We start from the raw sequence: 13,122 nt of genomic DNA, 5'->3' as shown, positions 1-13,122 counted from the left end.
GGCCGTCAGACGCCGTTTCGCCGCGCATTGTCGCACGACGGGTACGGTTCACGGAGACGGCGCGGGCGGGGGGTCGCGGCGCAGGAGGTAGACGTCCATGATCCAGCCTTTGCGGCGACGGGCGTCGGCGCGGGTGCGGGCGATGGAGCCGCCGACGTCGCCGACGCGGCCGGACAGCAGCAGCTCGTCGTCGGTGCCGAGGTAGGCGCCCCAGTAGATGTGCAGGTCGGGGTCGTCGAGGTCGCGCAACGCGGTGCCGGCGTCGAGCATGACGACGGCGTCGTCGACGCCGGGCGGGAAGCCGTCCTCGGCGAGACGGCGACCGGTGGTGATCGTGACCGGACCGCCGACGCGGTTGAGGACCAGGCGGTGGCGGGCGGCGAGCGCCTGCACGCTGGTGATCCCGGGGATGACCTCACAGTCGAACGCGACCGCGCCGCGCGCCTCGACCCGCTCGAGGATCCGCAGTGTGCTGTCGTACAGCGACGGATCCCCCCAGACGAGGAACGCGCCGACGCAGTCCTCCGGCACCTCGTCCGTGATCATCCGCTCGTACAGCTCGGCGCGGCGGGCATGCCAGTCATCGACCGCCACGCCATAGCCGGCGGTGTTACCGGGGTCGCGGTCGCGGCGCGGGTCGGCGGCCTCGACGATCCGGTAGCTGTCGGGGACGAGATGCTGGTCGAGGATCTGGCGGCGCAGGGCGACCAGATCGGCTGCGGACGGGCCCTTGTCGAGGACGAAGAACACGTCCGCGCGGCCCAGGGCCCGCACCGCCTGCAGGGTGAGCTGGTCGGGATCGCCGGCGCCGATCCCGATCACCAGGATCGTCCGCACCGGCTCGCCTAGCCCGCGGCCCGACCGGCCGCCGCAGCGGCTCCGACGCCCCCCGCCGCCTCCGACGGCTCGGCGGACGCCGCCGGCTCGGCGGGGGACTCGGTGGACACCCGTGCCTCGACCACCGCCGGCTCGACGGCCTCCGCCTTGACAACCCGCGCCGCCGCGATCTCCGCCGCACCGAACTCCGCCTCGGTGCCCGCCGCCTGGTCGACCACTCCCGCGTCGACCACCGCGTCGATGACGGCGGTCTCGACGGCGTGGGCCACGAAGGCGGGGGACAGCGCGGGCGGCGAGCCGGCAGGGATGATCTTGCCAGGGTTGAGGTTGCGGCCGGGGTCGACGCCGTCGAACAGGGCGGTCAGCAGGCTCACGCCCGCCGGCGAGATGTCGTCGGCGAGCCAGGAGGCGTGCTCGACGCCGACGGCGTGATGGTGCGACAGGGTGCCGGCGAGGTCGATGAAACCCTGCTGGATCGCGGACTTCACCGTGTCGTAGCCGACGATCGCGTCGAGGGTGATCGGGGTGGCGTAGGCGAAGGTGAAGTACAGGCAGGCACCCGAGTGGTACGAGTGCGAGAGGTGGCACATGATCCACCCCTTGACGCCGATCTCCTCGAAGGCCTTGTTGGCCCGGGCGACCACACCGCGGTAGAGCGGGGCGAGCGTCGACCAGCTCGTCGCCGTCTCCGACACGTCCGCCACCGCGCCCTGGCCAAGCAGGAAGTCGCGGATGTAGGGGGTGTCGAACTTCTTCTGGTCGTAGAGCTGGCCGGGGCCGGTGCCGACGCACAGCCCGCCGTGGCGCCCGACGATCTCCCCGACGAGCTTGCGCTGGGCGCGCACATGCCCGGCGCTGCCCTCGAAGCCGATGAACGACAGGCACATCTGCTCGAGGTCCCACTTGCGCACGCGGCGCAGGTACTGCTTCATCCCCGAGGAGACGAGCCCGGAGGCGAGCGAGCCCTTCTTGCGGGTGGCGAAGGAGAACCGGGTCTCGTTGGCGTCGGAGACGCGGGTGACGGTCACCTGCGCCTCGCTCTCGGCGATCTCCCGCATCGCGACGAGCGCGTCGTCCCAGGTCGGGAAGAAGTAGCCGAGGATGACCCGCTCCTCGGGCACCCGGTGGACCTGCACGGTCGCCTCGGTGATGATGCCGAGCCGGCCCTCGCTGCCCAGCACCATCTCGCGCACGCTCGGCCCGGTGGACTGGCTGGGCACCGGCCGGGTGACGAGCACCCCGGCGGGGGTGACGACCCGCACCGCCCGGGTGATCTCGGCGATGTCGCCGTACTTGTCCGACTGCATCCCCGAGGAGCGGGTGGCGATCCAGCCGCCGAGGGTCGAATGGCTGAAGCTGTCCGGGAAGTGGCCGAGCGTCCAGCCCTGGGCGCCGAGCTGCTCCTCCAGGTGCGGGCCGAGCGCCCCGGCCTGCACGCGGGCCAGGCGCGCGTCGGTGTCGACGTCGAGCACCCGGTCGAGGCGGCCGAGGTCGACGGAGATCACCGGCCGGATCTCGTCGCGCGGCGCCTCCAGGCTGCCGGAGATGTTCGTCCCGCCGCCGAACGGGATCACGACCGCGTCGGCGTCCAGGGCGGCCGTGAGCACGGCGCGCACCGCGTCCTCGTCGCCGGGGTAGACGACCACGTCGGGCAGCCGGCCGAGGTCCTGGTTGCGGATGCGGACAAGGTCCCGCAGGCTCTTTCCGTACGCGTGGATCACCCGGTCGAGGGTGTCGGTGTGCACGTGCTCGGCACCGACGGCCTCGACCAGCGCGGCGCGCAGCGGCTCTGGGAGCGTCGGCTCGGCCACGTCGAGGTCCGCGAACGCCGGCGCCTGGGCCGGCGGGCGGGTGATGTCGAGCCCGATGTGGGTGCGGATGAACGGCGCGAGTTCCGGCTTGTCGCCGTGGCTGAACGAGACGCTCTCCCGCCCCCAGCCCCACCACTTCATGTGCTCGACCAACGAAGGCTCCTTGACGACGGCGAAACAGCTCGGACGATGGCGAAACAGCTCGGACGGCGGGTGACGGGCGGCGGTGGCGGGCGGTCAGGTTCCGGCGAGGCGGGCGACGACGGGCGCGAGGTCGGTGAGCGCGTCGAGGGCGACCCCGAGGGTGGACAGGCCGAAGCGCTCCCGGCGTTCCACCAGATCGTCGCAGATCTGGTCGACCGAGCCGACCAGGGCGTGCGGGGTGACCAGGGCCTGCTCGGTGGTCAGCCCGAACCCGGCGGCGAGCTGCTCGGCGATCTGGTGCCGGTCCTCGGTGACGATCGCGAGGTGGATGCGGACCTGCAGGCTCAGCTCGTCCCAGCGGGCGCCGGCGGCCTCGCGGATCCAGCCGATCTTCTCCTCGGTGGCGGCGGCCGTCGCGTTCGGCCCGAGGGAGGCGTCGATCACCCCGCCGGCCATGTTCATGTTCAGCCCGATGATGTCCGCCTCGCGCGCGGCCAGGGTCAGCAAGCGCCGCCCGCCACCGCCGATGACGATCGGCGGGTGCGGCCGCTGCGTCGGCTTCGGCGTGCCGTTGAGGCCGTCGACCTGGTAGTAACGCCCGTCGTAGTACAGCGGCTCCGGCGCGAACATGCCCTTGATGACGGCGAGGGACTCGGCGAGGCGGGCGATGCGCACCCCGGGCGGGTCCAGCGGCAGGCCGGCGCGCTGGTAGTCCGACGTCATCCAGCCGGCGCCGAGGCCGAGCTCGAAGCGGCCACCGGACAGCGCGTCGAGCGTCGCGGCCTCCTTCGCGAGCACCACCGGATGCCGGTAGTCGTTGCTGAACACCATCGCGCCGATGCGCAGCGTCGTCGTCGCGTCGGCGGCGGCCATGAGCGCGGCGATCGGGGCGACCTGCTCGTCGAGATGGTCGGAGACGGTGAGTGTTGCGTAGCCGAGGTCCTCGACCTGCCGGGCGAGCGCGGCCCACGAGGCGGGATCGACCCGCTCCGGGGACGAGCACTGGATGTTGAACCGGAACGGCCGCTTGTACGGCCCGCCGGAGATCTCGGTCACGGTCACCCCTCACTCACCGTCGTCCTCGCCGCACGCGAGCGCCCCCGTCCCGCCTCGCCGGCCCTGCCCCCACCCGCCGTTACCCGCTCCCGGCACGACCACGACCACGACGGCGCGCCAGCGAACGAAGGATGTCACGATAGCCCGCCCGGCCGTGCCCCTTCACGCCTCTCCCCGCGCCCGGCCACCGCCGTCGCCCGCCGCGTCCCCGGCGCACCGCGCCCCCGAAGCCGGGAGCAGGCCGTCCGCCGTCTCTCGCGTTGGGCTCGATGCCCGGTCAGTGCTCGGCGCGGCGCAGGGCCCGCAGCTCGTCGCCGGCCGCCTGGACCCGCGCCGCGTCCGGCGGTGGCTCACGCAGCGCCCGCGCGGCGGCCGTGCGGGCGTCACCGGTCAGCCGCTGCAGGTAGAGCATGCCGTCGAGATGGTCGACCTCGTGCTGGAAGCAGCGCGCGAGCAGCCCCTCGCCGGCGTACTCGACCGGCGCACCCGCCGCGTCCACCCCGCGGACCGTCGCGCACAGCGCCCGGGTGGTCGGGAAGTGCAGGCCGGGCACGGACAGGCAGCCCTCGGAACCATCCTGCCGCGCGCCGTCGTCGACGATCGTCAGCACCGGATTGACGACCGTGCGGGCCACCCGGGGCACGGCCAGGTCGCGCGGGTCGTAGTCACAGTCGAAGACGAACACCCGCAGGCCCACGCCGATCTGCGGCGCGGCGAGCCCCACCCCCGGGGCGTCGTACATCGTGTCGATCATGTCCGCGACGAGCCGGTCCAGCGCGGCGTCGAACCGGGTGACCGGCTCCGCCGGGGTGCGCAGCACCGGGTCGCCGACGGTGCGGATGGGAAGCACGGCCATGCCGGACACTCTGTCACAACCCGCCGCACCACCGTGTCCTCGCACCATCACTCCCGCGCGGCACTCCCCCGCGGCACTCCCCCGCGGCGACGCGCCTGACGGGCGCACACCGCGGCCGGTACGCGATGATCGGCAGGCGGAGCCGGGAGCGCGCCGCCACACGCGAACGTTTCGTCGGAGGTGGACGCCATGCCCGACCAGGGCCCGGGGAGCGCGCAGCGCACTGCCGCCGGCGGGCGCCGCGGCGAGGAGGACAACGCCCTCGTCGCCGCTGGGATCGCCCGGCTGCGCGCCCGCGGCGAGCGGGTCACCCCGGCTCGCCGCGCCGTGCTGCGCGTGCTCGCCGAAACCAGCGAGCACCTGTCGGCCGAGGAGGTGCTGGCCCGCGCGGACGAGATCGTGCCCGGCATGCACCGCACGACCGTCTACCGGGCGGTGGAGTCCCTCGGCGAGGTCGGCCTGATCACCCACGTGCACCCCGCGCACGGGCCGGCCGTCTACCACCTGGCCGCCGCTCTCACCGGCGGTGCTCACCTGCACACCCGCTGCCGCCGCTGCGGCGAGATCGCCGACGTCCCAGCCGACCTGCTCGACGACGTCGCCGCCCGGCTGGCCGCCACCGTCGGCTTCCGCCTGCAGCCGGACCACGCCGCGCTCACCGGCCTGTGCCGATCGTGCGCCGACGCGCGTGCCGCGGGCGACGGCGGGGCCGCCGCCCCGGCGTAGGCTCGACAGGCGTAGCCCCGCGAGCAGAATCGGCCCCTGCGCAGGCACGGCGCACCACCGGCTGGCCGGGCCGCCGAGCGGGCAGGGCACCACGAAGCAGGCAGATCACACAGGCCAGGCACACAGGCCAGGGACGCACGAGCAGGCACACGAGCAGGCAAGGAGGCCGCGGGGAATGCCGGCGCAGCACGGTCCGGTGGGCACGGGCGGTCCCGTGGTGATGGGCATCGAGACGTCCTGCGACGAGACAGGCGTCGGGCTGGTGCGCGACGGCGTGCTGCTCGGCGAGGCGCTGTCGACGAGCATGGACCAGCACGCCCGCTATGGCGGCGTCGTGCCCGAGATCGCCGCACGGGCACACGTGCAGTCGCTGGTCCCCTGCGTGCGCTCCGCGCTGGACGCGGCCGGCCTGCGCCCGGCGGACATCGGCGCCATCGCCGTCACCGCCGGGCCCGGCCTCGCCACCGCGCTGCACGTCGGCGTGTCGGCGGCGAAGGCCTACGCCACCGCGCTCGGCGTGCCGCTCTTCGGTGTCCATCACCTCGCCGGCCATCTCGCCGCCGACCTCGTCGACGGCGAGCCGCTGCCGAATCCGCTGATCGCGCTGATCGTCTCCGGCGGGCACACGTCGCTGCTGCGCGTCGGCGACCTCGCCCGCGACCCGATCGTCCACCTCGGCGACACTCTCGACGACGCCGCCGGCGAGTGCTTCGACAAGGTCGCCCGGGTCCTCGGCCTGCCCTATCCGGGTGGTCCCGCGGTCGACCGGGCGGCCGTCGGGCATGACCGGGCGGCGCTGGCGTTCCCCCGGCCGCTGACCGGGCGCACCGACGCTCCGTACACGTTTTCGTTCTCCGGGCTGAAGACGGCCGTGGCCCGCTGGGCCGAGTCGCATCCCGACTCCGACGTGCCGCCCGGTGACGTGATCGCCTCGTTCCAGGAGGCGGTCGTCGACGTGCTGACGGCCAAGGCGATCCGGGCCTGCCGCGACCACGGCATCGCCGACCTGCTCGTCGTCGGCGGGGTGGCGGCGAACAGCCGGCTGCGCGAGCTCGCGGCGTCGCGCTGCGCGGAGGCCGGTATCCGCCTGCGGGTGCCCGCGCGCCGGCGCTGCACCGACAACGGCGTCATGATCGCCGCGCTCGGCGATCTGCTGGTCCGCGCCGGCGCCGCGCCATCCCCCCCGGACCTGGCCGCGATGCCCGGCGCCTTCCTCGACCACGCCCAGCTCGGCCTGCCCACCCCCGCCGCCCACGCGGCCTGACCCGAGCGCGGCGCCGCACCCGCGCCGGACCAGCCCAGCCCACGGGTCGACGACGCCCCTGCGGGACCAGACCGGACCCGATCTCCCAGGGAGAACGACGATGCACCTCGGCCACGACCACGACCTGAACCCGCACGTCTCCGGCGGCGGTGGCGCGCCCGCCTGCGCGTCATCCCCCCTCGGCCGGGCACCGCGGATCGGGATCGGCGGCCCGGTCGGCAGCGGCAAGACCGCGCTGGTCGCCGCCCTGTGCCGGTCGCTGGCGGGGACGCTGCGCCTGGGTGTGGTGACCAACGACATCTACACCACCGAGGACGCCGACTTCCTGCGCCGGGCCGGCGTCCTCGACACCGCCCGCATCCGCGCGGTGGAGACCGGCTGCTGCCCGCACACGGCGATCCGCGACGACATCACCGCCAACCTCGACACCGTCGAGGACCTGGAGGCCGACACCGGCCCGCTCGACCTGGTCCTCGTCGAGTCCGGCGGCGACAACCTCACCGCGACGTTCAGCTACGGCCTCGTCGACCGGCAGATCTTCGTCGTCGATGTCGCCGGCGGCGACAAGGTCCCGCGCAAGGGCGGCCCCGGCGTCACCTCCAGCGACCTGCTGGTCATCAACAAGACGGACCTGGCCCCCCTCGTCGGCGCCGACCTCGACGTCATGGCCCGCGACGCCGCCGCCGCCCGCGGAACCCGCCCGGTGCTGTTCACGTCACTCGCGGCCGACCCGCGCGCCGCCGACGTGACAACCTGGGTGCTGACCCAGCTCGCCGACCTGGCACCGGGCGGCACCCGGCAGACCACCGTGCCGTCCGCCGCTGGGTGACGAGCGGGAGGGGACACGCCACGATGGCAGCCGCGCTGTTGCACCGCCGGTCGATCGACATCGAGGTGTACACCGACGACGACGATGACGTGTTCGTCGTCCGGACTCGGCTGCGCGACATCCGCCCCTGGCATCCCGACGCCGACCGCGTCGTCATGCACGACATCGAACTCGACCTGCACGTACGCCAGGACGACCTGCGCATCGTCGCCGTCGAGCCGCGGATGAACGCCTACCCGCACGCCGAGTGCCCGCTGATCAACCCGAACCTGCAGCGTCTCGTCGGCCTGTCGGTGCGCGGTGGATTCACCCGCGCCCTGCGCGAGCACATCGGCGGCGCCGAGGGCTGCGCCCACCTGCACGAGCTCGCCCGCACCGCCGGCCCCGCCATCATGCAGGCCACGATGGGTGCCCGCGCCGTGCGCCGGCTCGGCGTCACCCTCGACCCCGCCACCGCACCCCCGCCTCGGCCCGCAGCCGCAGCCGCAGCCGCAGCACCCATCATCCCTGGCGCTGCCACCCCGGGCGCCGCCGCTGCCACTCCCGCCGGCGGTGCCCCCACCGCCACTGGCGCGCCGACCGGCGAGGCGGTGGCCGTAGCGGGCGACAGCCGCCCGGGAGGTGTGCGGGGCACGCGGACCCCGCCGCCCCCGCGCGGCGCCGAGCAGGCGTCCGCGCCAGCGGCGGCCGAGGCCGGGAAACAACCGGTCGGCCCGCCGCCCGGCGCTGCCAGCTGCCACATCTGGGCGTCCGACGGCGTCGCCTCGCGCAAGCTCGCCGCCGGCTGGATCCCCGGCGTCGACGCCTACCCCGCGCCCGTCCTCGCCGCGTTCGAGCAGGCCCGCCAGCAGGACCCGGTCGGCTGACGGCGCGTCCCGGCCGGGACGCGCCGCCCCCGCCCCGGGCAGCCCCGCCGCGGCCTGCCGGGTCAGGCGCGGCGGTAGACCTCGATGCGGAACACGCCGGGATAGTCCTCGGTCTTGACGTCGGTGAGGGCGACCGCGACCCGCAGCGCGCCCGTGCCCGTCTTGGAGTTCACCAGGGTCTGGGCCGGGTCGAGGGCGCCGGTGGGGGTGTAGACCGGCGTGTGGACGAGGGCCGAGTGGTACGGCTCCTTGGACCACCAGACGAGCACGTCGTTGGCCTGCAGGCCGGCGGCCGTCGGCACCTCACCGATCTTGCGGTACTCGTCGGCGAGCACCTGCGGCACGCTCGAACCGAACAGCGTGTACCCGCCGACCGCCCCGAAGGCCAGATAGGACGTGCCGAAGCCGTAGCCGTGGCAGAAGAACCGCTGGTCGTTGACGGCGACCGTGGCGGCCGGCTGCCAGGCCACCACCCGGCTGCCCAGTGCCGTCCGCACGCTGACCGACCGGCCCGGTACCCCGTTCGCCGAGACGTTCGCGTTGGCCACCGTGTCGCCCGCGTTGGCATCAAATGGATGCATCGTCGCTCCCACCCGTGAAATCCACCGACTTTGCAAGGACGCAGAAGAAATCCCGGACCATCCCCGACACGAAACAGGCCCAGACGTTCGCCTACCGCCGAAATCGCTGTGACGCCAGACCGAACAAGGTCGGCGTACATTGTTCCGAGAAGGCCCTGGGGTGAATTACCCCGAATTCTCCGCGCAGAGGGAAGTCTGCACGATCACAGGACGGATCGTTACCCTTTTCGACCGGGTGCTCCGGACCGGTTGCCCACTGCCCGCTATGACCCGCTCCGCCCATTGCCGGGAGAGTTCCTGCGCAGGGACAGGCCGTCTCATCGAGGCGCCCGTGTTCGGCCCGGCGGCACCCGGGCCCGATCACCCCGCCCCACGGTCACGGTACTGTCAGCGTCGTCCCGCCGATGGCTCCGCCCGGGAGGCGCCCGATGCCGGCCGACCGCACACCTCCCTCCCCCGAGGCCGGCGCGCTGTTCGACCTCGCGCGCACCATCGCCGCGAAGGAGATCGAGCCCCGCGTCGTCGAGGACGAGGCCCAGGCGCGCTTTCCCCGCGAGGTCGTCACGACCCTCGGCGAGGCCGGCCTGCTCGCGCTGCCCTACCCCGAGCGTTATGGCGGCGGCGGCCAGTCCTACGAGGTCTACCTGCAGGTCCTGGAGGAGATCGGCTACCGTTCGGCGTCGCTCGCCGTCGGTGTCAGCGTGCACAGCCTGAGCGCCTACCCCCTCGCCGAACACGGCACCGAGCCACAGCGCGACGCCCTGCTCTCCTGGCTGCTCGGCGGCCGCACCCTCGGCGCCTACTGCCTGTCCGAGCCGCACGCCGGCTCCGATCCGGCCGCGATGACCACCGCCGCCCGCCCCGACCCGTCCGGTGCCGGCTGGCTGCTGTCAGGAACGAAGGCGTGGGTCACCCACGGCGGCATCGCCGACTTCTACACCGTCTTCGCCCGCACCCGCGCCGACGACCGCACCGGCGGCGTCTCGTGCTTCCTGGTCGACGCCGGCACCCCCGGCCTGCGGATCCAGCCCCCGGAACGCAAGATGGGCCTGACCGCCTCCCCCACCACCCAGATCGTCTTCGACGACGCGCCCGTCCCCGCCGAGCGCCTCATCGGCGGTGAGGGCGACGGTCTGCGCATCGCCCTGTCCGCCCTGGACGCCGGCCGTCTCGGCATCGCCGCCGCCGCCGTCGGCCTCGCCCAGCGCGCCCTCGACGACGCCGTCGCCTACGCGAAGCAGCGCCACACGTTCGGCAGGGCGATCATCGACCATCAGGGCCTCGGCTTCCTGCTCGCCGACATGGCCGCCGCCGTCGAGTCCGCCCGCGCCACCATGCTCGCCGCCGCCCGCCGCCGCGACGCCGGCCTGCCCGCCAGCCGCCAGTGCAGCATCGCCAAACTCGTCGCCACCGACGCCGCCATGAAGGTCACCGAAGACGCCGTCCAGGTCTTCGGCGGCGCCGGCTACACCAGGGACTACCCCGTGGAGCGCTACATGCGCGAAGCCAAGGTCATGCAGATCTTCGAGGGCACGAATCAGATCCAGCGGATGGTGATCGCCCGCCACCTCGCCCGCCCCTGACCAGCACAGTGTTTTCGCAGGTCACAGGCCCAGTTCGGGTGGTGGCGGCGGCTCGGCCGGCGCCGGGATGCTGTCCGGCTGAGTCTGGTTCGGTCCGACTGTTTCCGGCCCGCTGCGGATAGGGCGCGGATGAGAACGGGGCGCCTCGGCGACTCCGGGCGCCTGTGCAGAGGCTCCGGGAGCCTCCGCCGACTCGACCCAAGTGGCCAGGGCGGCGTCGATGCGCTGTTTGGCAATCGTGTCCTGTCCGACGATGCAGCGGGCGTAGACGAGGAGCAGGACGCGCACCGAGTGGCCTGCCCACGCGGCTGCCTGGGTGACGGGGACGCCGGCGTTCAGCCAGCCCGACACCGCGGCGTGCCGCAGGTCGTAGGGCCGCGGGCCAGCGGTGATGCCTGCTCGGCCGGCGACAGGGCCTCCTTGCGGGCCTCCCGCCACACCTGCAGGTAGCGGGTCGCCTTCACCGCGTTCCCGCGTCCAGACCGGAACAGCCGCCCGTCCGGGGTGACCCCGAAGGTGTCGATGTGCCGGCGCAGAACGGCGACAAGCCGCGGATTGAGCGGCACCGGCCGCACTTCGCCCTTCGCCCGATGTTTGAGCTCGCGGGCCTGGCGCGGCCCGTGCGGACTATCGGACCAGCGTGGTGAGATCTCCGGGTTGTTCGCCTCCAGCAGCACCTCACCCCACCCCGAGACGGGCAGGGTCAGCTGGTCGAGGCGCAACTCCTGCAGTTCACCGGGGCGGACCGCGGCGTGGTATATCGTCGCGAAGAACGCCTCCAGCTCCGGGGCCCGCCGCGCGACCGCCGCGAACAGACGGCCGGCCTGTTCGGCGTTGACGACCGCCCTGCGGTCGACCTCGACCACCGTGCGCGGCACCTGCCAATCCGCACCCACCAGCGGATTGACCTCCAGATCGCCACGCGACACCGCGTACTTGACCGCCATCTCGAAAACCTGCCGCCGTCGAATGACCGTGTTCGCCGCCGCCGGCCTGCCATCAAGACGTCGGGTCAACGCACCCAGCACCAGGCGCACCACATCCGGATCAGCCAGATCGGTGACCGGCCGGCTGTGCGCCTCCATCCACGCCACCACCCCCGCCCAGCCCTGCGGCGGCGCCACCTCCCGACGAACACCACCACGCCCCACCGTGGTCCGCGCACCCGTGTTGAACGACCAGCCCGGCAGCGCCTCGCGCACCAGCTCCTCCACCTCCACCGGAACCGGACCGTCGAACAGCACCACCGTCACCGCGGTCAGCACATTCGCGATCGACCGCCTGCTCCCCGGGGCCTGCCCCTGCTCCCACTTCGCATCCACAAACGCCCGCGCCACCTGCAACCAGGTTCTTGCCACCGCAGGCGGCTCCGCCGCCCGCCGCGCGAGCACCTCCCGCACCGGAAGACCCGAGGAAACCTCAAACGCCTCCCCTTTCTTCACCGCGGTCAGGATCTCCGCGCGACGCGCCTCCGCCGCCCCCTTCGTTGTGAACGAACGCGAGTTCTCCGATGGCCGGCCGGCTACCCACCACCGGGCCTGCCACGTCGTCCGCCGCTTCCCCTTCACCTCCCGCACAGCCCAGACCCGCACATCAAACGTGGACCGCGGCTCGTCCCCGCCGCCGACGTTCCCGCCAGACCGAGAGGAGCCGTGCCCGCTCACCGGGACGGATCCCGGGTCAGGCCATCAAGCCACGCATTCAGATCATCACGGGCAACGCGGATCTGCCCGTTCGGCAACTTGATGACCTTCGGACCCGTGCCCTTACGCTGCCAGTCCTGCCACGTCGACCGCGGCAACGGCCCCTCCGGCCCACCCAACTCCACCAGCACCTGATCAAGAGTCAGCAACACCCGCTGACCAGCCCCACCAGGCTGTCTACTCCCACGGCCACGCGCCGCCGACCGGCCAGCCGACTCCGAACCAGCGCCCCCGCCACCCGCAGGCCGCGCGACCACCGCCCGCGGAAACGCCGCCGCCCGGCCGTGATCGGGAATACCCGAACCACTCGGGACACCCTTCGAGACTCGACCCGCCGACACATCACATGAAGTGCATGCGGACCCATGCGAGGAAGGTCGCGCCCCTGGTCCCCAGCATCACCCCATCACCCTGAGGACGGACCACGACACCAGGCGCCGTCCATCGCGAGTCAAGTCCAATCTCTCGCGCTGTCGATCGCATTACCAGCGGAATCCACGGGAGTAGGGAGGACCGCACCGTATGGCTCACCTCAGTACATCTCGCCCACGCGGGAGGACGGATCACCCCCACGGGCGTGGGGAGGACACGACGTACCCGCCGCGGGCGCGGGATGTCGATCGGATCACCCCCACGGGCGTGGGGAGGACGGTGGCCTGATGCAGGCGATGACGGCCGGGCACGGATCACCCCCACGGGCGTGGGGAGGACCCCGAGCCGGCGCCCGAGTGCCGGCCTCGGTCACGTCCACGGGGGTGGTGTACGGAGAGTGACTCCGCGTGATCTGGGTTCAGGTTATGCGGTGAGGGCTTCGGGTGTCACGCTGATCTCGGGTGTGTCGGGTGGCGTGTTTCCCGCGTCGACTT

Annotated in this window: 12 protein-coding genes; 5 read left to right on the top strand and 7 right to left on the bottom strand. The window is 73.2% G+C overall.

Going from position 1 to position 13,122, the window contains the following annotated elements:
- Positions 1–48: 48 nt before the first annotated feature.
- The 4 genes from cobF to def form a co-directional block, all read right to left on the bottom strand.
- Positions 49–837 carry a precorrin-6A synthase (deacetylating) gene (cobF, locus tag AC6EXY_RS15500; RefSeq protein ID WP_207770600.1) on the bottom strand — a complete coding sequence of 263 codons (789 nt, stop codon included), beginning with the start codon at positions 835–837 and terminating at the stop codon, positions 49–51.
- A gap of 8 nt (positions 838–845) precedes the next feature.
- Entirely contained in the window at positions 846–2,801 is a 1,956-nt protein-coding gene (locus tag AC6EXY_RS15495; protein ID WP_243408157.1) for an FAD-binding oxidoreductase, read from the bottom strand.
- An 84-nt stretch (positions 2,802–2,885) separates the two neighbouring features.
- On the bottom strand, positions 2,886–3,854 hold the full coding sequence (locus AC6EXY_RS15490; protein ID WP_499817861.1) for an LLM class F420-dependent oxidoreductase: 969 nt from the start codon (positions 3,852–3,854) through the stop codon (positions 2,886–2,888).
- Between the two features lie 271 nt (positions 3,855–4,125).
- Positions 4,126–4,704 (bottom strand): peptide deformylase, encoded by a 579-nt coding sequence (def, locus tag AC6EXY_RS15485; protein ID WP_101836328.1) that lies wholly within the window; start codon positions 4,702–4,704, stop codon positions 4,126–4,128.
- Positions 4,705–4,893: 189 nt separating this feature from the next.
- Between def and AC6EXY_RS15480 the strand changes: the two genes are divergently transcribed.
- From AC6EXY_RS15480 to AC6EXY_RS15465, 4 genes are all read left to right on the top strand, one after another.
- Positions 4,894–5,430, top strand: coding sequence for a Fur family transcriptional regulator (locus AC6EXY_RS15480; protein WP_101836327.1), 537 nt, complete (start codon positions 4,894–4,896; stop codon positions 5,428–5,430).
- Between the two features lie 175 nt (positions 5,431–5,605).
- Entirely contained in the window at positions 5,606–6,694 is a 1,089-nt protein-coding gene (gene tsaD / locus AC6EXY_RS15475; RefSeq protein WP_101836305.1) for a tRNA (adenosine(37)-N6)-threonylcarbamoyltransferase complex transferase subunit TsaD, read from the top strand.
- A 100-nt stretch (positions 6,695–6,794) separates the two neighbouring features.
- Positions 6,795–7,523 (top strand): urease accessory protein UreG, encoded by a 729-nt coding sequence (gene ureG / locus AC6EXY_RS15470; protein WP_101836304.1) that lies wholly within the window; start codon positions 6,795–6,797, stop codon positions 7,521–7,523.
- A 23-nt stretch (positions 7,524–7,546) separates the two neighbouring features.
- Positions 7,547–8,389, top strand: a complete 843-nt coding sequence (locus AC6EXY_RS15465) for a DUF2889 domain-containing protein (RefSeq protein WP_165818690.1) — start codon at positions 7,547–7,549, stop codon at positions 8,387–8,389.
- A gap of 62 nt (positions 8,390–8,451) precedes the next feature.
- On the opposite strand, the gene AC6EXY_RS15460 is transcribed toward AC6EXY_RS15465, so the two are convergent.
- Positions 8,452–8,970: a hypothetical protein gene (locus AC6EXY_RS15460; protein WP_133150910.1), complete on the bottom strand. Its 519-nt coding sequence runs from the start codon at positions 8,968–8,970 to the stop codon at positions 8,452–8,454.
- Positions 8,971–9,398: 428 nt separating this feature from the next.
- Here AC6EXY_RS15460 and AC6EXY_RS15455 point away from each other — a divergent pair, with 428 nt between their 5' ends.
- Complete coding sequence (locus AC6EXY_RS15455) at positions 9,399–10,553, top strand: acyl-CoA dehydrogenase family protein (protein ID WP_101836302.1); 1,155 nt, start codon at positions 9,399–9,401, stop codon at positions 10,551–10,553.
- A gap of 335 nt (positions 10,554–10,888) precedes the next feature.
- Here the strand turns inward: AC6EXY_RS15455 and AC6EXY_RS15450 are convergent, their stop codons facing one another.
- Together AC6EXY_RS15450 and AC6EXY_RS15445 are read right to left on the bottom strand one after the other, a co-directional pair.
- A complete protein-coding gene (locus AC6EXY_RS15450; RefSeq protein ID WP_499817863.1) occupies positions 10,889–11,911 on the bottom strand; it encodes a tyrosine-type recombinase/integrase in 1,023 nt (340 codons plus the stop codon).
- Positions 11,912–12,213: 302 nt separating this feature from the next.
- Positions 12,214–12,408, bottom strand: a complete 195-nt coding sequence (locus AC6EXY_RS15445) for a helix-turn-helix transcriptional regulator (protein WP_243408155.1) — start codon at positions 12,406–12,408, stop codon at positions 12,214–12,216.
- Between the last annotated feature and the right edge of the window lie 714 nt (positions 12,409–13,122).

The organism is Frankia sp. RB5 (genome assembly GCF_059816245.1).
Note: the sequence above shows the minus strand (reverse complement) of the source record. Positions and strands in the feature narration are given on the sequence as shown.

Coding starts and splice junctions, on each gene's coding strand:
- def (WP_101836328.1), bottom strand. CDS start 4,704: ATGGCCGTGCTTCCCATCCGCACCGTCGGCGACCCGGTGCTGCGCACC.
- AC6EXY_RS15480 (WP_101836327.1), top strand. CDS start 4,894: ATGCCCGACCAGGGCCCGGGGAGCGCGCAGCGCACTGCCGCCGGCGGG.
- tsaD (WP_101836305.1), top strand. CDS start 5,606: ATGCCGGCGCAGCACGGTCCGGTGGGCACGGGCGGTCCCGTGGTGATG.
- ureG (WP_101836304.1), top strand. CDS start 6,795: ATGCACCTCGGCCACGACCACGACCTGAACCCGCACGTCTCCGGCGGC.
- AC6EXY_RS15465 (WP_165818690.1), top strand. CDS start 7,547: ATGGCAGCCGCGCTGTTGCACCGCCGGTCGATCGACATCGAGGTGTAC.
- AC6EXY_RS15460 (WP_133150910.1), bottom strand. CDS start 8,970: ATGCATCCATTTGATGCCAACGCGGGCGACACGGTGGCCAACGCGAAC.
- AC6EXY_RS15455 (WP_101836302.1), top strand. CDS start 9,399: ATGCCGGCCGACCGCACACCTCCCTCCCCCGAGGCCGGCGCGCTGTTC.